The following is a 15803-nucleotide window of genomic DNA, read 5'->3' as shown; positions in this document are numbered from 1 at the left end:
CCATGCCCGACAGCCCCGCCGACATTGGCACTCAGGAGCGGGCGATGTTCGCCGCCAGCAAGACCCGCCTGCCGCTGAACGGCATCACCGTGCTGGATCTGACGCTGGCCCGGGCCGGGCCGACCGCGGTGCGCCACTTCGCCGACTGGGGCGCCAACGTCATCCGCATCGAGCCGCCGCCCGGCGAGGGCGAGGACGTCGCCGGGCGCCGCCACGGCTTCGACTTCCAGAACCTGCACCGCAACAAGCGCGCCGTCACCCTGAACCTGAAAGCCAAGGAGGGCCACGAGGCGTTCATGCGCCTGGCCGCCAAGGCCGACGTGGTGCTGGAGAACATGCGGGCCAACGTGAAGCACCGGCTGAAGGTGTCGTACGACGACGTCAAGGCGGTCAACCCGCGCATCGTCTACGGCAGCATCTCCGGCTTCGGCCAGGACGGCCCGTATGGTCCGCGCGCCGGGGTCGATCAGATCGCCCAGGGTATGGGCGGGTTGATGTCGATCACCGGCGAGCCCGGCCGCGGCCCGATGCGCGTCGGCATCCCGATCGACGACCTGACCGCGGGCAACCTGCTCGCGCTGGGCTGCATGATGGCGCTGTTCGACCGTGAACGCACCGGGGTCGGCCGCTGGGTCACCACCAGCCTGCTGGAGGCGCAGATCTTCATGCTCGACTTCCAGGCCAGCCGCTGGCTGATGGAAGGCGAGGTGGCCGGGCAGGCCGGCAACGACCATCCGACCGGCATCCCGACCGGGGTGTTCCCGACCAGCGACGGCCACATCAACATCGCCGCCAGTTCGTCGCGCGTGTTCACCCGGTTCTGCGAGGCGATCGAGCGCCCTGACTGGCTGACCCGCGAGGACTGGAAGACCCAGGCCGGGCGGTCACGCGACCGCGCCGCGATCAACGCCGCGATCGGCGAGATCACCCGCACCAAGCCGTCCAACCACTGGATCGAGCTGTTCGAGGCCAATGGCATCCCGTGCGGGCCGATCAACTCGATCGATCAGGTGTTCGCCGATCCCCAGGTGAAACACCTCGGCATGGCCACGCGGATGAACAGCCCCCATGTCGGCGACAAACAGGTGGTTGCATCGGCAATCAGTATCTCCGGCTTCTCCAAGGCGATCCGCGACCATACGCCAAACGCCGGCGAGCACAGCGACGACATCCTGAAAAGCGTCGGCTACAGCGACGCCGAACTGAACGACATGCGCCACAAGGGAGTGATCTGATGCTGCCCGACCACGCCGAGACCCGCGCCTTCGCGGGCGGAAAGATGCTGGCCGCGAAGGATGACGGCGTCGGCCTGATCACCTTCAACCAGCCGGAAAAGCGCAACGCCATGTCGATGGAGATGTGGACCGGCCTGGGTGAGATCCTGGATGAATTCTCCGACGACAGCAGCGTCAGCGTCGTCATCATGACCGGGGCCGGCAACAAGGCGTTCGTTTCGGGTGCCGATATCAGCCAGTTCGAGAAGAACCGCAACAGCGCCGAGGCGCAGGTGGAGTACGATCGGGCCACCGGCATCGGGCGCGACAAGTTCCATACGTTCAAGAAGCCGGTGATCGCGCGTATCCGCGGCTTCTGCATGGGCGGTGGACTGGCGATCGCGATGGCGACCGATCTGCGCATCGCCTCGGCTGACAGCCAGTTCGGCATCCCGGCGGCGCGGCTGTCGATCGCCTATGCGCCGGATGCGGTGAAGCGGCTGATCGACCTGGTGGGGCCTGCGCACGCGCGGATGATCCTCTACACCGCCAAGCGGATCGATGCCGCGGAAGCGGAACGCATCGGCCTGATCAACAAGATGACCTCCGAGGAAGGCTTGAACGACGTGGTGCTGGATATCGCGCGCACCATCGCCGACAACGCCCCGCTGTCGGTTGCCGCGTCCAAGCTGACGATCAACGAGATGATCAAAGACCGCTCCGAACGCGACATGGAGGCGATCCGCAGCATGGGCGAGGTTTGCTTCAACAGCGCCGACTACAAGGAGGGGCGGACGGCGTTCATGGAGAAGCGGCCGCCGCGCTTCGTTGGGCGGTGAGCGCGCGGTTGGGTAGGGGCGAAGCCGGCGTCTCTGGCTGCTCCGCCAGGGTTGCGCGCGGCTAGGCCGGCTGGACCTCCGGCAGCTGCTCGGGGCGGTAGCCGGTGCGTTGCATGTGGTCAAGCTTCAGCTTGACCGGCGTGCCGAGCCACATCGCGTGGACGCTGTGGTCGTCGATCATGTCGTCGGTTAGGGGGTGCACCAGGATGTCGAGGCCATCGCGGTTCAGCATCAGCCACGGCACGATGGCCTGGAACTGGTCGGCTCGGAAAGTGACGTTGAACTGGGAGATAGGATGCGGCCCTCGGGGGTCGTCGTTGAGGGCGCCGGGGTTGATGGCGAAGTTGCTGGCTATGATCTGCCGCAGGCGTTCGGCGACCGGGCGGTCGGCGGGGCCGTAATAGACATGGGCGTGGTAGCCCGTGACGCGGGTCATTGGCGCATCCTCCCTGGTTGTTTTCGGTGGATATACGCCGAAGACCGGGTTTTGCCCAGGGGTGGACGCCCTGAGACCAGTTCCGCGTTCGGTTGAGCATCGAACAGAGATCCAATCCATTGCGAAGGCGGATTGTTGTCCCAGTTTCGAGTATTTTTTCTTCACAGGGGGATTGCACTTAAATCCTCGATGAAGATGTTGCGAATGACCGCAGTAAGATCGTAGCAAAGGTCTTCAAGAACGAACAAAGCCGCATCAGCAAAGGTGCCGTCAGGGAGACGCGAAACGATTCTCTTGCTGACGTAATGCCTGCACGCACTCAAGGTAGATATACAGACCAATTCTGTTGGGTGGTTACCCGGTGCAGCCTAGACTTGTCGCTGTGAGGACAACCGGCACGCCGTGCCGCGCTCCTCCAGAAAGATTAGGTGTTTCCAAAGTTAAGGCTCAAGCGCTCGAAGCGAACTCGAATGATCGGAACCACGAAGCCGGATCCAGAGCTCATTACAAAAAGCCTCATCAGGAGGCGCCCGGCATGCCGGACGGTTTGCGCGCCGCGTGGCGAACGGCATGAATAATGATCTCGGCCTCGGTGACCTGGTAGAAGATGAGATAGGGATAAGGTGATGCCGTCATACGCGGGATACTCGGGTCATCCGTGCGAGTGCCGAGGCCGGGATAAAGCAACAGAAGATCAATGATGACCTGTATACGCGCCCGGACCCGCTTCGCCCCCTGGGGCGAATGAGCCGCGATGTAGCCGAGGACCGAGTCAAGGTCGGCAAGTGCCGGAAGGGTATAGCGAAGCTTCACAAGGCATGCTTTGCCCACACCGCACGCCCCTCATCGTCGGTCGCGAACTCCCCCCGGGACGCCGCGGCTTTTGAGTGAGCGATCGCCGCGCGTTCGTCGGCCGAAAGCCCCAGAGGCGGCTCGTGATCGGTCCCGGCAAGCCGCAGTATCAGCCGGGCGATGTCGTCTTGAGCGTCGGGCGGCAGGCGGCGCGCTGCCTCAAGCGCATCGTCAAGTAGCGTGGTCATGGTTGAGAGGTAACAGGATATCACCAAAAAACCTAGTACTTCGAGTCGTTCATAGTGCGGGGTACAACCGCTTCAGCTTGACGCGGGCATCGGCGGTGGTGAACTGCCAGTCGGCTTTGACATGTTTCTTGTTACGGCTGCCCTCCCATGCGGCGACTTCCTCGGTCAGAGTTTGCTTGTCCGCGATCCGCCGATCGAGGCACTGACCCGACAAGGCGCTGAGCTCGGATTCAGCCATATCCAGCCAACTGCCGTGCTTTGGCGTGTAGTGCCATTCGAACCGCTCCACCAGCCGGCGGGCCTCTGCGGCGGGAAAAGCCTCGTAGAGCGACGCCGGCTTGTGGGTATTGAGATTGTCTTGCATCAGCACGATTTTCTTCGCCTTCGGAAAATTCATGTCGGCTATGGCTTTGAGGATCTGAGCATAATCCACGGCCGTGTGGCGATCTGTCACCTCGACATGGCGCCAGCCTTCCAGGGGGGCGAAGATCATGAACAGATTAGCGGTTCCATTACGCTTATACTCGTAATCGTAGCGTGCCGGTTGCCCAGGCCTGCCAGCGATGGCTACACGCGTTTCGGCGACCAATTGTTTCGAGGTCTCGTCCACGCAGACCACAGGATACTCTGGATCGTGCGGCCTCTGATAAACCTCAAGAACGTCCTCCATTCCGGCTACAAAGGCGGCGTTGGCGTCCGGCGGGATCACCCATTGCTTTTGTAGATGCGGCTTAAGGAGGTTTTTTTTAGCGTCCGCCCGATCGTGTTGTCGCTGGCGCGGTCGACGATCTTCAGTTCGACAACGTGCTCTTCAAGGAGTTGTAGCGTCCACCGCTTGCGACCCTTCGGCGGGTCGGAACAAGCCAGCGCGATCAGTTTAGCCTCGGCGGCTCCGTCGAAAATGCGCGGTCTGGCCGAGGCTGGGGAATGCTTGCGGACCAGAACGGCCTCGAACCCCTCTTCCACCATTTGCTGGCGGGTCCGTGCGACCGTGTCGACGCTGGTATCGAGGGCTGTTGCGATTTGTCTGTCGCTCCAGCCGTCGCCCGCTTGCGCGCTGTCGGCCTTCAACAGAATGCGGGCCCGGGTCAGTTGCCGGGCCGGGTGGTTGCCCGCGTGGATCAGCGTGTTGAGGCGATCCCGCTCCTCTTCGCTGAGCTTCACCACATACCTTTTTCCAGCAAGTCGTTCCGCGATCACGAAGCATCTCCGTCGTTGCGGAACTATCGATTCGAAGAATGGCCGCGAAATCAATGACAGGAGGTACTAGCACGCCGTGCTGAGCGGATCGCGGCGCAACGTAGCACTCCTTGGCGCGGCCGAGGCCACACCTACCGTCCCTGACGCTCGCGCGCCTAGGACAGGATCTCAACACCGCGTTCATGTGCGCAAAGTGGCCGCGTCCCAGACTTGAACCACTCCAGCACGTCGGTATCGAGCCGCAGGCGCACCGAGGTCTCGCCTGACGCCGGCATGACGACTTTGGCGCTGTCCCAGATGTCTGGATCAACGGGCGGCGCTGGCGCATCGGCGCGGTTTTTGCTGCGGTTTTTGCTCTGGTCGCGTAGCGCCCTCATTGTGTCGAGTGAGTATCGCCTGATAACGTCTCTTGCCATCCTCCTCCACCTCACCGCGCACTGCCCGATAACGGGTTTCGCCATATTCGGCGCGGGTAGCTTCTGCCTCGATGACCGGGTCTGCATGGATGACCGCGCTTTCGGAAATCAACGCAATCAAGCGCGGTGCCCTGAAATCCTGGCGCCGCTTCCTCGCGAAGCCGGGAGCAGTCCAGCCCCGGCCCCCAATGTTGCCCACCCCGGCCCCCCGGCGTATGCAACTTCCAGCCCGAACCTGATCAGGACACGCCGGAATGTTCGAACTGCCCGAAGAACACCGCATGCTGCAGGAGCTTGTCGCGAAGTTCATCGACCGCGACGTGATGCCGCTGGAAAAGACCGTGCTGGCCCGCGAGATGTCGGGGCAGACCTCGGGGCTGCCGGCGGAGGACGAACAGCGGCTGCTGGCGAAGTGCAAGGAGCTCGGCCTCTGGGGCCTGGACGTGCCGGAAGCCTATGGCGGCGCCAACCTGCCGTATGCGGCGCTGGCCGGGGTGTATGAGGAACAGGGGCGGACCTGCGTGCCGTTCACCTTTCCCCCGGACAGCCCCAACCTGCACATGCTGATCGCGGCGGCCAACGACGAGCAACGGGGCAAGTATCTCGATCCCTATGCGCGCGGTGACGCGCAGTCCGCGATCGCCATCTCGGAGCCGGGGGCTGGCGGCGATCCGGCGGGAATGACCACGCGCGCGGTCCGCAGCGGCGGCGACTGGGTGATCAACGGCCGCAAGATCTGGGTCAGCCGGGTGCCGCAGGCCGATTTCGTCATCGTTATGGCGCGCACCGGCGAGGGCAGGCGCGCCGACGGGGTGACCGCCTTCATCGTCGAGCGCGGCACCAAAGGCTTCATTATCGAGCGTGAGATCCCAATGCTGGGCGGCCAGCGCACCTATGAACTGGTGTTCGAGGACTGCCGCGTCCCGGCCAGCCAGTTGCTGGGCGTCGAGGGCAAGGGCTATGCGCCGATGCAGCTCCGCCTGACGGTGCGCCGGGTGCAGATCGGCGCCTGGTGCATCGGCATGTCCCGCCGCGCGCTCGACATGATGGTGGAGCACACCAAGCAGCGGGTGACCTTCGGCCAGCGGCTGGCCGACCGCCAGGCGATCCAGTGGTGGATCGCCGATGCCGCGGTGAAGATCCATGCCTGCCGGCTGATGGTGTATGACGCCGCGACCAAGTCCGATGCCGGGCACGACGTGCGGACCGAGGCCTCGATGGTGAAGCTCTACGGCACCGAGATGGCCACCGAGATCGTCGATCATGCGATGCAGGCGTTCGGCGCCATGGGCGTGGCGAAGGAACTGCCGCTGCAACTGATGGCGCAGAAGGTCCGCACGATGCGGGTCTACGAAGGCCCGTCAGAGGTGCATCGCATGGCGATCGCGCGCCGCATCATCGGCCGATGAGCGGCGAGCGGCGACCGGTGAGCAGCGACGGGTGAGCAGCGACGGGCGCGAGACACCGACGCCGCGGATCAAGGCGGGAATCTGGGTCGGCATGGCGGTGCGGAAGGGTAACGCCGAGGGGCGCTACGGCGCGGTGATCCGCCGCGGCGATGCCGACGCCGGGGGGGTGCTGGTGGTGCTGCGCAACGACAAGCAGGTTTGCGTGCTGTCGCAGGTTCGCTCCGGCGCCGGTGCGCTGGCATGGATGCGCGCCACCGGACCGTTGCCGGTCGATGACGCCGCCGCCGACGCCTACATCGCCAGGCAGGTGACGTTCGACCCCGACCTCTGGGTTATCGAGTTCGAGGCGCCCGATCTGCTGCCGCCATTCGAGGCAAAGATCCTGTGATCGTCGCGCCGGCGGTCTGAGCCGGGTTTGCCGGGGCAGTTGGCGCCGGGCTTTGTCGGGATTTCAGCCGGGTTCTTGATTGCAACGGTGGTCCCGGCGACCTATGTTGCACTGCAACAAGACGGAGGCGTCCTTTCCAGGTTTCTGAAAGGAAGTGCCAGATGCACAAATCCGATTTTTGGACAGATTGGGCCAACGCGATGGAGTTATCCGTCCAGGGCAACAGGGTGATCGCGCGTGAGATCGGCGAACTGGCCGAGCGGCTGTGGCGGCGGCTGGGCCGCGGAGTATCGGGCGCGGTCGGCGGCGCGCGTCCAACGCCGCCGCCGACCTGAACAGCGGGTGCCGGATCAGCCTTGCTGACCGGTCATTACCATCCAGTTCAGGCCAAAACGGTCGGTCACCATGCCGAACTTCGATGCGAAGAAGGTCTTTGCCAAGGGCATGGTGACCTGGCCGCCATCAGCCAGGGCGGCGAACAGACGATCCGCCTCGGCGTCGTCGGCCGCGGTGAGCGAGAGCGAAATGCCGCTGAATGCCGCGGTTCCGGAGCACCCGCCGTCACTTGCCATCACCAGCGAGTCACCGATGCGCAGGCTGACATGCATGACCTTGTCGGCCGATCCTGGCGGGACCATCGACTGGTCGGGGGCTTCCTTGAACCGCATCAGCATCTGAACCTCGGCGCCGATGGCGGACTGGTAGAACTTCACTGCTTCGTCGCAACGTCCGTTGAACGAAAGATATGGCTGCACCAGCATTCTCGGTTCTCCCCATCTGACGGTTGGCCGCTTGTGAACGGCGTCCACATCGGGTTGTAGCGGCACTTCTGGACAGTGTCCACATAATCGCGCGATGGTGTGCGAACAGATGAGACCGGCCAGCACCGTCGCGGCGCGCGACACCTATCGCCATGGCGACTTGCGGCGCGCTTTGTTGGACGCCGGCATCGCGCTGGCTCGCTCAGGAGGACCGCAGGCGGTGACGCTGCGCGAGGCGACGCGACGCGCCGGAGTGGTTCCGAATGCCGCCTACCGCCATTTCAACAGTCAGCAGGACTTGCTGCAGGCGGTGCGTTCGGCGGCGTTGTCCTCGATTGCCGTGGCGATGGAGCAGGAACTGTCCGCCATCGCGGCGGAGCTGCCGCCGGCGGCCTTCGCCAGGGCCAGCCTGCGCGCGGTCGGGCGTGGCTATCTGCGATTTGCCTTCAGCGAGCCGGGGCTGTTCCGGACCGCGTTCGGAACGGGTCCGCAAGCTGGCCAGAGCCGGGGCGTGGAGCAGGCTGGCGGCAGCGGGCTCAATCCGTTTCAGTTGCTGGGCCTGGCGTTGGACCGGATGACCGCCGCGAAGGTGATGCCGGCGGAGCGTCGCGATGGGGCGGAGTATTTGGCGTGGTCGGCGGTGCACGGGCTGGCGATGCTGGTGATCGACGGTCCGTTGCGGGGGATGGAGGCGGAACGGATCGAGGCGGCAATTCCTCGGCTGTTGGGGATGGTTGAGGACGGCATTTGAGCGTGCGCGGTGGGTTTGGTGGGACGCTGGGGCTCTTGATTTTGTCGGCCGATTCAGCCGACCGCATGGGATGCTTGCGTCGGGATCGGACCACCGGGTCTGTTCGGTTGGCGGGTCTGTTCGGTTGGAGAGGGCGATTCACGTCTGAGCCTGGTTCACCCTCAGCGCGATCACGCTTGGGGACGGGAGAGCGGATGTTGGCGGAAGAAGCGCAGCATTTCGGCGGTGGCATCGGGGCCGCGCGGGTCGGTGTATGATCCATCCCGGCTGCCGCCGAACCAGGCATGGCCGGCGCCGTGGACGGCCCATTGCTCTGTCAGCGTGTTGCCATCGCTGTCGATCCGGGAGGTTCGCGTATAGGCGTGACCGTTCGGCACCTGAGCGGTCTCGACCTGGGTGCGCAACGGCTGGCCCCGCAGCGTCTGGGCGATGACGGCGTCGGCGTTGCGGGCGTTGACCGTGGTGTCCCGGTCGCCGTGGAACACGATGGCGGGGACGATCCGTCCGGTAGCGGATCGAGCGCCGTCGTTGCCTCGCTGCATGGCGGTGAATGCCGATTGCATGTCCCGGGCCGCGCCGCAGGCCAATCCGGAATGGATTCCGACGGCGGCGTAGAGCTCGGGGTAGGTGTTGGCCATGATCGCGGCGGCCGCAGCGCCGGCCGACAGCCCGGCGACATACACCCGGCTTGGGTCGATGGCGAAATCGTGAATCACCTGGCGGGTGATGCCGGCGATCAGGGAGGCTTCTCCGCCGTTGCGCTGCTGATCGGCGGGGTTGAACCAGTTCCAGCACTTTTGCGCGTTGGCCGTGCCGGTTTGCGCGGGGTAGGCGACGATGAAGCTGTTTGCCTCGGCGGCCTTGTTCATGCGTGTGCCGGCGGCGAAATCATCGGGGGACTGAGTGCAGCCGTGGAGCATGACAACCAGCGGCACGGGCTGTCCGGCGTAGCTGGTTGGTATATACACTTTGTATGGACGTGTGCCAGCGGGACCGCTGAAGCCGCGGGCGTTGAAAGCGCCGCCTTGGGCGCTCAGGCTGCCTGGCGAGGAGGCGGGGCGCGTCCAGTCGGGAAAGCCGGCGCCAGGGTGCGGCGCCAGGGGGTTGGGGTGGGGCGACCGGGCGTGCGGGGCTTGGGCATTCAGGCTGCCGAGCGTGCGGCGAACGGCGGCGGTTGCGTCGATCAGGCGGGCGGTTGGAGCGAGACGTTTCGGGTTCAGTAGGTCTCGCGGCGAGAAGAGTTTCATGATGCTTACTTTCGGCATGACGGCTTCGGTACCCAGCGGCGGCTTGGGTTGTTCCGGTTCAATAGGTGCGGTCGGCGAGCGCGGCCTTGACCGCGGGACTGGCGTGCAGCGCGCCGAGGACGGTGACCGAGGAAATCGTCGCGCGGGCCAGTTCGGCGGTCACATCCTGAGCGATGCTGGCCAGACCGAGCACGTTGATGTGCAGCATTTCGTTGCGGCTTCGTGCTGCCTCGAGGTCATGCCTTGTGTATTGACAGAGGCCGAGGTCGAGGGTTTTTCGCGCCACCGATTGGCGGACCACGTCGGCATGGCGATCGAGCTGGTTGCGGATCGCGGTGCGGATGAAGTCGGTGCGGTTGGCGTAGAAGCCATCGCGCACCATCAGATCGACCTGGCCGAGGTCGACGAAGCCCAGGTTTATGGTGATTTTTTCGCTGTCGGGCGGCTTTGCGGCGGGCGGCTTTGGGGCGGGCGGCTTTGGGGCGGGCGGCTGTGGCCGCGATGCGCGTGGCCGTAATTCGTGAAGCCGGCTCATCATCATCCCCTTACCATCCACCTGGATGGTAGATGGGACGGGAGCGCCGGCTTGCAAGCGGTCAGAGCATTATTGGTTCAGGTAACCGAAAATGCTTTGGAACTGATTGTTCGAGAGGGCGATTCACGCTTTTGGCGATGCCACCAAAAGCGATCGCACTCTTGATTGTTCGAGAGGGCGATTCACGCTTTTGGCGATGCCACCAAAAGCGATCGCACTCTTGATTGTTCGAGAGGGCGATTCACACTTTTGGCGAGGCCACCAAAAGCGATCGCACTCTAGTCGAAACCGAGGAAGCCCGGGGACGCGCTGATCGGCGGTGCTGCGCGCAAGGCGGCGAGGTCGGGCAGCGGCCTGGCGGTGCGGAGATCCTGGGCGAGCAGAATCTCGAGTTCGGCGGCGACGCGCAGCACGAGGGCGTCGCCGCCGCGCGGGCCGACGATCTGCAGCCCGAACGGCATGCCGTTGCGATCCAGGCCGACCGGAAGCGACAAGGCCGGGTGTCCGACCACGGTGACGGCGTAGGCCATCGCCAGCCAATGGAAATAGGTGCGGGTGGGCGTGCCGTCGATCTCGGCGGGGTAGAGCTCGCGCCAGGGTCGCGGACTGATGGTGATGGTCGGGGTCAGAATGACGTCGTATTGTTCAAAGAACGACTGCCAGCGGTGGTAGAGCGTGGTTTGGGCGGCCTGCGCGCTGGCGATATCCTCGGCGCTGTAGCGCAGGCCTTCCTCGACGTTGGCGTGCACGTTGGGGCCGACCAGATCGGGGGTGTTGCGGACTTTCTCGAGATGGGAAGACAGGAACAGGGTGGCGCGCAGCACCTCGAATGCCCGGTTGGCTTCGGTGCAATCGGGCGTGGCGTCATCGGCGCGGGCGAAGGCGTGGCGAAACAGGCCGGTCTTTTCCGCGAATACCGAAGCGATGTGGCTTTCGGTTGGCGCGAAGCCGAAATCCGGGGTCAGCGCGACGCGCAGGCTGGCGAGGTCGATCGGTGCCAGCGGGTGGAAATCGCCGGGTTGGCGGATCGTTCTTGCGTGTATCGTGGTGGCCAGCGGATCGCCGGCGTCGTCGCCGATCATGGCTGCCAGCAGCAGCGCGGTGTCGGCGACGGTGCGGGCCATCGGGCCGACCACCGGAAGCAGGCTCCAGCCGTGCGGGCGGCGTTCGGTCGGCACCAGGCCGGGGGTGGGGCGGAAGCCGACGATGCCGCAGAACGACGCCGGATTGCGCAACGACCCGCCGGTGTCGGAGCCCTGGCAGATCGGCGCCATGCCGGTCGCCAACGCCACCGCCGATCCGCCGGACGATCCGGCGCAGGATTTGGTCGGATCGAACGGATTGCCGGTGGCGCCGTAGACGGCGTTGCGGGTATTGGCGCCGGCGCCGAATTCCGGCGTATTGGTCTTGCCGATCACGTTCGCCCCGGCGGCGCGGATTTTTGCCACCAGGCGCATGTCCTTGGTAGGAACGTTATTGCTAAATAACGGGCTGCCGGAGGTGGTGCGCAGGCCGGCCGTCGGCTCCAGGTCCTTGATCCCGATCGGCAGGCCGTGCAGCGGCGGCAGGGCATCGCCGCGTGCCACGGCGGCGTCGGCGGCCTCGGCGGTGGCGCGGGCGCGATCGAAGTCGCGCGCGACCATGGCGTTGACGGCATGATCGACCGCCTCGATGCGGCCGATGCAGCTTTGCAGCAGTTCGCGGCATGACAGGCTCTTGCTGCCGATCAGCCGGCGTGCCTCGACGGCGGTCAGGTCGCAGGGGTCCATGATCAGTAGCCCAGGGCCAGGCCGTCCTTGCGCGGTTCGGATGCCCCGACCAGGCAACCGCGGGCGTGGTCGATCCAGATCGCCTGGCCGCCGCCGTGCGGGCGTTCGGTTGGCGCCGGGTCATGGCCCATGGACGCCAGCTTGCGCACCAGATCGTCGGGCACGCCGCGTTCCACCAGCAGCTTGCCCCCGGTCGGGAACACCCGGAACAGATCCAACGACTGCTGCAGGTCCAGGCCGTATTCAAGGAAATTGGTCAGGAACCAGGACTGTCCCATCGGCTGGTAGTGGCCGCCCATCACGCCGAACGGCATGACCGCGCGGCCGGCCTGCATCAGCATGCCTGGGATGATGGTGTGCATCGGCCGCTTGCCGGGAGCGATGCAGTTCGGGTGGCCGCGCTCCAATCGGAAACTCAGGCCGCGGTTTTGCAGCATGACGCCGGATTTGTGGGCCAGGATGCCGGTGCCGAAACCCTCGAACAGGGAATTGATGAAGCTGCAGGCGTTGCCGTCGCGGTCGACGACGCAGAGATAGACCGTGTCCTTGTGTGGCGGCAGTATCGATTCACCCGCGGCCGGCAAGGTGGGCATTGCCGCGGTGTCGCTGATCAGCGCACGCTGGGCCGCCAGGTACTCCGGGCTGAGCAATTTCTTGACCGGAACGTCCACGGCTTCGGGGTCGGCTATGAAGGCATCGCGATCGCGATAGGCCAGGCGGGCGGCCTCGATATGGCGGTGGGCGCGGATCACGCCGGATGCGCCGTCGGGCGCCGGGGGCAGGCCGTCGAGCATGCCCAGCAGCATCAGGACCAGCAGGCCCTGGCCGTTGGGCGGGCACTGGTAGACGTCGTAGCCTTTCCACTGCAGCTTGATCGGATCGACGAATTCGGCGTTGTGCAGGGCTTTGGCGAAGTCCTCCTCGGTGTGCAGGCCGCCGCGCTCACGCAAGGTAGCCACCATGTCGGCGGCGACCGGGCCCTGATAGAACGCCTCGGCGCCGTGGCGGGCGATGGCGCGCAGGGTTTCGGCCAGCGCGGGCTGGGCGAACAGGTCGCCGGCCTTGGGCGCGGAGCCGTTGGGCAGGAACGGGGTGGCGCCGCCCTTGCGCAGTTTTTCCTCCAGCCGAGCCCAGTCCCAGGACACCTTGGGATGCACCGGCCAGCCGTCCTGGGCGAAGCGGATCGCCGGTTGCAGCAGTTCGTCGAGGCCTTTGCGACCGTGCGCCTTGAGTAATGTTTCCCAGGCGTTGACCGCGCCGGGGACCGTCACCGAGTGCGGCGAGGTGTTGTCCTGGGCGCGCATCTGGCGGCTTTCGTAGTAATCGATGGTGGCGGCGGCGGGGGCCCGGCCCGACCCGTTCAGCGCGTGCACGCGGCCGGTTCCGGCGGGTGCGTAGAGGCAGAAGCAGTCGCCGCCGATGCCGGTCGATTGCGGCTCGATCACGCAGAGCACGGCGACGGCGGCCACCGCGGCGTCGAGCGCGTTGCCGCCGGCCCGCAGCACGTCGAGCGCGGTCAGCGTGGCCGCCGGCATCGAGGTTGCCGCCATCCCGTGGGTGGAATAGACCGGACTGCGGCCGGGTAGCTGGTAATCGCGCATTTTGGTCCTCGGATCAGGGGACGGTCAGCTTAACCCAGGTCGCCGCCAAAGCAACGCAGAGGAAACAATCAGATGGCGGAGCAGATCAGCTACGAGGCGTTCGAGGCGGTGGAAATCCGGGTCGGCACGATCACCGAGGCGAAACCGTTTCCCGAGGCGCGCAAGCCGGCGATCAAGCTGAGCATCGATTTCGGGGCGGAGATCGGGATCAAGAAATCCAGCGCGCAGTTGACGGTGCACTACCGGCCGGACCAGTTGATCGGGCGGCAGGTCTGCGCGGTGGTGAATTTCCCGCCGCGCCAGATCGGCCCGTTCCTGAGTGAGGTGCTGACGCTTGGCATGCCAGACGAGGACGGTGCGGTTGTGATGATTCGTCCGGATCTGCGGGTGCCGAATGGTGGGAAGTTGTTTTAGGATGGATCGGTGCGGCGGAAAGACGGGTGAATGAAAACGCAAGATGCTGAGACTGGACCACCTGCCGAGACGGGTCTGCTGACCCGCAATCCTTGGGTGGCTCGGCGCCCGCTCACGGTGGCTGAATACCATCGCATGGGCGAGGTCGGCATCCTGACGGAGCGTGATCGGGTCGAGCTCATCGAGGGAGAACTGGTCGCGATGGCGCCGATCGGAAGTCAGCACTCGGGGACGGTGAACGGGCTTACTCGCATGCTGATCCATGCGGTGGGTGACCGCGGCGTCGTGTCGGTGCAAAATCCGGTGCAACTCGATGACCGCTCTGAGCCCGAACCGGATTTCACCGTGCTGCGGCCGCGGGCCGACGATTATCGGCAATCGACGCCGCGTCCGAACGAGGTGCTTTTGGTCATCGAGATCGCCGCCAGCAGTTTGGACTATGACCGCGCGGTCAAGCGGCCGCTCTATGCCAGACACGGCATCGCCGAACTGTGGATCGTCAACCTGGCGGTGGGTGAGGTGGACGTCTGCCGCGGCCCCGCCGGCGATGATTACGCGTCGGTGTCGCGGGTCGGGCGCGAGGGCGTGCTGGAACCGCTGCTGTTGCCGGGCGCGACCATCTCGGTTGCCGCGCTGTTGGGCTAGCGAGCGCGGTCGGCTGAGGATGACGGCCATCACGGTGGCGAACTCGGGCGTAGGTCGCGCTCTCGGATAAATTGCCAGTCAGGCTGGGCTCAGCATGGCTTGCGGATCAAGATGTATGGCCGTCCCATTGGCAGCCGATCGCGCCATCGGCCATGGCTCTATCCTTGCTGGTGAAAGCCCGGCTCCTCCGGCAGTTCCGCCAGGTCTTCGTCGATCGAGGAGACCTCGGCCATGCGGGGGCCGCGGCGGCATAGGCGCGACATTTCCTCGACCGAGGCGATATCGCCGGCGATCAGGGCTTCGACGGTTCCATCCGCACGGTTGCGGACCCAGCCGGACAGGCCGAGTTCGGTGGCCTTGCGGGTCATCCAGGCGCGGTAGCCGACGCCTTGAACGTGACCTGCGATAACCAGTCGTTTGGCGTTCACTGATCCCCCCGGGTCAGGTCGATATAGCGTGAAGCGAGCACGATGTCGGCCAACACGGCGGCGCGCCGGCCGACCGCTTCGTCATCGTCTCCCCATTGCTCCGCTTGGAACAATTCGTCCAGGGCACCCAGCGCGTGGGCGGTCTGGGCGTCGAGTTGCTGGGCGGCCAAGGCGAGGCCGAGTATCAGGCTGCCGAGCGCAGGGACGGCGATGCCGAGGCCGGCCAGGGTGTCCACGTCGAGGGCGGCGACGGCTTGCCTGAGTGCGGCGATGCTGTCGTGGTGCTGCCCTAGGTAGCCGACACCGGTAACCACGCGCAGCCTGGCGCCGTAGATGCGTTCGGCCCAATCCAGCCAATGCTGCCATTGGTCGCACTGTCGCCGCACCAGGGCCTGGGGGGTTTCGGCGCGGTAGCAAAGCAGGTCGGTTTCGCCGTATCGGGCGATGGCGTCGATGGTGATGGCAGGATCAGGGGCAATGCGGTCCAGCGCGGTGCCGGCGAGGCGGGTGAGCGGGGTATCCTTGAACGACATCTGGCCGCCTTTTGCGCCGCCGGCCGCTTGCCATTCCGCTGCGATCGCTTGGGCCAGTCGCGGCTTGGCGACGAGAAGGGGCGATCCGCCGGGCAGACGCATCGGCTTGCCGTCGAGCAGGATGGTGTGGCCGTTTTCGGTCTGGTGGACCTCGGTGCTGTCCCAGAAACGCTTCAC

At 65.4% G+C, this 15803-nt stretch carries 20 protein-coding genes; 8 read left to right on the top strand and 12 right to left on the bottom strand.

Annotated features, from left to right (window positions below; translation table 11 throughout):
• Positions 1–2 precede the first annotated feature (2 nt).
• Complete coding sequence (locus ACQY4Y_RS09960; protein ID WP_428490387.1) at positions 3–1235, top strand: CaiB/BaiF CoA transferase family protein; 1233 nt, start codon at positions 3–5, stop codon at positions 1233–1235.
• Entirely contained in the window at positions 1235–2053 is an 819-nt protein-coding gene (locus ACQY4Y_RS09955) for an enoyl-CoA hydratase (protein WP_428490386.1), read from the top strand. Before ACQY4Y_RS09960 ends, ACQY4Y_RS09955 begins: the two co-directional genes overlap by 1 nt.
• A 61-nt stretch (positions 2054–2114) precedes the next feature.
• On the opposite strand, the gene ACQY4Y_RS09950 is transcribed toward ACQY4Y_RS09955, so the two are convergent.
• The 5 genes from ACQY4Y_RS09950 to ACQY4Y_RS09930 form a co-directional block, all read right to left on the bottom strand.
• Positions 2115–2489 (bottom strand): DOPA 4,5-dioxygenase family protein, encoded by a 375-nt coding sequence (locus tag ACQY4Y_RS09950; protein ID WP_428490385.1) that lies wholly within the window; start codon positions 2487–2489, stop codon positions 2115–2117.
• A gap of 519 nt (positions 2490–3008) precedes the next feature.
• Complete coding sequence (locus ACQY4Y_RS09945) at positions 3009–3302, bottom strand: type II toxin-antitoxin system RelE/ParE family toxin (protein ID WP_428490384.1); 294 nt, start codon at positions 3300–3302, stop codon at positions 3009–3011.
• The gene (locus ACQY4Y_RS09940) at positions 3299–3529 is read right to left on the bottom strand and encodes a hypothetical protein (protein ID WP_428490383.1); all 231 of its coding nucleotides are present in this window, start codon (positions 3527–3529) and stop codon (positions 3299–3301) included. The genes ACQY4Y_RS09945 and ACQY4Y_RS09940 overlap by 4 nt, the downstream gene beginning before the upstream one ends.
• Positions 3530–3578: 49 nt before the next feature.
• Positions 3579–4726, bottom strand: a protein-coding gene (locus tag ACQY4Y_RS09935; protein WP_428490713.1) for an IS630 family transposase whose coding sequence is annotated in 2 segments (ribosomal slippage) — positions 3579–4267 and positions 4267–4726 — 1149 coding nt in all. Because the reading frame shifts where the segments join, the coding sequence is not laid out codon by codon here.
• A 309-nt stretch (positions 4727–5035) separates the two neighbouring features.
• Positions 5036–5266: a hypothetical protein gene (locus tag ACQY4Y_RS09930; RefSeq protein ID WP_428490382.1), complete on the bottom strand. Its 231-nt coding sequence runs from the start codon at positions 5264–5266 to the stop codon at positions 5036–5038.
• Positions 5267–5399: 133 nt separating this feature from the next.
• Here ACQY4Y_RS09930 and ACQY4Y_RS09925 point away from each other — a divergent pair, with 133 nt between their 5' ends.
• The 3 genes from ACQY4Y_RS09925 (at position 5400) to ACQY4Y_RS09915 (ending at position 7277) form a co-directional block, all read left to right on the top strand.
• Positions 5400–6554 carry an acyl-CoA dehydrogenase family protein gene (locus tag ACQY4Y_RS09925; RefSeq protein ID WP_428490381.1) on the top strand — a complete coding sequence of 385 codons (1155 nt, stop codon included), beginning with the start codon at positions 5400–5402 and terminating at the stop codon, positions 6552–6554.
• Positions 6555–6585: 31 nt separating this feature from the next.
• Positions 6586–6942, top strand: coding sequence for a DUF1491 family protein (locus tag ACQY4Y_RS09920; protein WP_428490380.1), 357 nt, complete (start codon positions 6586–6588; stop codon positions 6940–6942).
• A 161-nt stretch (positions 6943–7103) separates the two neighbouring features.
• On the top strand, positions 7104–7277 hold the full coding sequence (locus tag ACQY4Y_RS09915) for a hypothetical protein (protein WP_428490379.1): 174 nt from the start codon (positions 7104–7106) through the stop codon (positions 7275–7277).
• A gap of 15 nt (positions 7278–7292) precedes the next feature.
• Here the strand turns inward: ACQY4Y_RS09915 and ACQY4Y_RS09910 are convergent, their stop codons facing one another.
• Positions 7293–7703, bottom strand: coding sequence for a VOC family protein (locus tag ACQY4Y_RS09910; RefSeq protein ID WP_428490378.1), 411 nt, complete (start codon positions 7701–7703; stop codon positions 7293–7295).
• A 109-nt stretch (positions 7704–7812) separates the two neighbouring features.
• Between ACQY4Y_RS09910 and ACQY4Y_RS09905 the strand changes: the two genes are divergently transcribed.
• Positions 7813–8454, top strand: a complete 642-nt coding sequence (locus ACQY4Y_RS09905) for a TetR/AcrR family transcriptional regulator (protein WP_428490377.1) — start codon at positions 7813–7815, stop codon at positions 8452–8454.
• A gap of 170 nt (positions 8455–8624) precedes the next feature.
• Here ACQY4Y_RS09905 and ACQY4Y_RS09900 read toward each other — a convergent pair whose 3' ends face one another.
• The 4 genes from ACQY4Y_RS09900 to ACQY4Y_RS09885 all read right to left on the bottom strand — a co-directional run bounded on the left by ACQY4Y_RS09900 (position 8625) and on the right by ACQY4Y_RS09885 (position 13606).
• Positions 8625–9701, bottom strand: coding sequence for an extracellular catalytic domain type 1 short-chain-length polyhydroxyalkanoate depolymerase (locus tag ACQY4Y_RS09900; RefSeq protein WP_428490376.1), 1077 nt, complete (start codon positions 9699–9701; stop codon positions 8625–8627).
• Positions 9702–9759: 58 nt separating this feature from the next.
• Positions 9760–10236, bottom strand: coding sequence for a CopG family transcriptional regulator (locus ACQY4Y_RS09895; RefSeq protein WP_428490375.1), 477 nt, complete (start codon positions 10234–10236; stop codon positions 9760–9762).
• Positions 10237–10514: 278 nt separating this feature from the next.
• Positions 10515–12005, bottom strand: coding sequence for an amidase (locus ACQY4Y_RS09890; RefSeq protein WP_428490374.1), 1491 nt, complete (start codon positions 12003–12005; stop codon positions 10515–10517).
• A 2-nt stretch (positions 12006–12007) separates the two neighbouring features.
• Positions 12008–13606 (bottom strand): gamma-glutamyltransferase family protein, encoded by a 1599-nt coding sequence (locus tag ACQY4Y_RS09885; RefSeq protein WP_428490373.1) that lies wholly within the window; start codon positions 13604–13606, stop codon positions 12008–12010.
• A 72-nt stretch (positions 13607–13678) separates the two neighbouring features.
• Here ACQY4Y_RS09885 and ACQY4Y_RS09880 point away from each other — a divergent pair, with 72 nt between their 5' ends.
• Together ACQY4Y_RS09880 and ACQY4Y_RS09875 are read left to right on the top strand one after the other, a co-directional pair.
• The gene (locus ACQY4Y_RS09880) at positions 13679–14020 is read left to right on the top strand and encodes a tRNA-binding protein (RefSeq protein WP_428490372.1); all 342 of its coding nucleotides are present in this window, start codon (positions 13679–13681) and stop codon (positions 14018–14020) included.
• A gap of 30 nt (positions 14021–14050) precedes the next feature.
• Positions 14051–14665: a Uma2 family endonuclease gene (locus ACQY4Y_RS09875; protein ID WP_428490371.1), complete on the top strand. Its 615-nt coding sequence runs from the start codon at positions 14051–14053 to the stop codon at positions 14663–14665.
• A gap of 158 nt (positions 14666–14823) precedes the next feature.
• Here ACQY4Y_RS09875 and ACQY4Y_RS09870 read toward each other — a convergent pair whose 3' ends face one another.
• Together ACQY4Y_RS09870 and ACQY4Y_RS09865 are read right to left on the bottom strand one after the other, a co-directional pair.
• Positions 14824–15093 (bottom strand): acylphosphatase, encoded by a 270-nt coding sequence (locus ACQY4Y_RS09870; protein WP_428490370.1) that lies wholly within the window; start codon positions 15091–15093, stop codon positions 14824–14826.
• Complete coding sequence (locus ACQY4Y_RS09865; protein WP_428490369.1) at positions 15090–15803, bottom strand: ATP12 family chaperone protein; 714 nt, start codon at positions 15801–15803, stop codon at positions 15090–15092. Before ACQY4Y_RS09865 ends, ACQY4Y_RS09870 begins: the two co-directional genes overlap by 4 nt.

It is taken from the genome of Rhodopila sp. (assembly GCF_965277165.1).
In the GTDB taxonomy this organism is placed as follows: Bacteria; Pseudomonadota; Alphaproteobacteria; order Acetobacterales; family Acetobacteraceae; genus Rhodopila.
Note: the sequence above shows the minus strand (reverse complement) of the source record. Positions and strands in the feature narration are given on the sequence as shown.

Excerpts from the sequence above, each read along its gene's own strand:
- ACQY4Y_RS09960 (WP_428490387.1), top strand. The coding sequence starts at position 3 with ATGCCCGACAGCCCCGCCGACATTGGCACTCAGGAGCGGGCGATGTTC.
- ACQY4Y_RS09955 (WP_428490386.1), top strand. The coding sequence starts at position 1,235 with ATGCTGCCCGACCACGCCGAGACCCGCGCCTTCGCGGGCGGAAAGATG.
- ACQY4Y_RS09950 (WP_428490385.1), bottom strand. The coding sequence starts at position 2,489 with ATGACCCGCGTCACGGGCTACCACGCCCATGTCTATTACGGCCCCGCC.
- ACQY4Y_RS09940 (WP_428490383.1), bottom strand. The coding sequence starts at position 3,529 with ATGACCACGCTACTTGACGATGCGCTTGAGGCAGCGCGCCGCCTGCCG.
- ACQY4Y_RS09925 (WP_428490381.1), top strand. The coding sequence starts at position 5,400 with ATGTTCGAACTGCCCGAAGAACACCGCATGCTGCAGGAGCTTGTCGCG.
- ACQY4Y_RS09915 (WP_428490379.1), top strand. The coding sequence starts at position 7,104 with ATGCACAAATCCGATTTTTGGACAGATTGGGCCAACGCGATGGAGTTA.
- ACQY4Y_RS09910 (WP_428490378.1), bottom strand. The coding sequence starts at position 7,703 with ATGCTGGTGCAGCCATATCTTTCGTTCAACGGACGTTGCGACGAAGCA.
- ACQY4Y_RS09905 (WP_428490377.1), top strand. The coding sequence starts at position 7,813 with ATGAGACCGGCCAGCACCGTCGCGGCGCGCGACACCTATCGCCATGGC.
- ACQY4Y_RS09900 (WP_428490376.1), bottom strand. The coding sequence starts at position 9,701 with ATGAAACTCTTCTCGCCGCGAGACCTACTGAACCCGAAACGTCTCGCT.
- ACQY4Y_RS09895 (WP_428490375.1), bottom strand. The coding sequence starts at position 10,236 with ATGAGCCGGCTTCACGAATTACGGCCACGCGCATCGCGGCCACAGCCG.
- ACQY4Y_RS09890 (WP_428490374.1), bottom strand. The coding sequence starts at position 12,005 with ATGGACCCCTGCGACCTGACCGCCGTCGAGGCACGCCGGCTGATCGGC.
- ACQY4Y_RS09885 (WP_428490373.1), bottom strand. The coding sequence starts at position 13,606 with ATGCGCGATTACCAGCTACCCGGCCGCAGTCCGGTCTATTCCACCCAC.
- ACQY4Y_RS09880 (WP_428490372.1), top strand. The coding sequence starts at position 13,679 with ATGGCGGAGCAGATCAGCTACGAGGCGTTCGAGGCGGTGGAAATCCGG.
- ACQY4Y_RS09875 (WP_428490371.1), top strand. The coding sequence starts at position 14,051 with ATGAAAACGCAAGATGCTGAGACTGGACCACCTGCCGAGACGGGTCTG.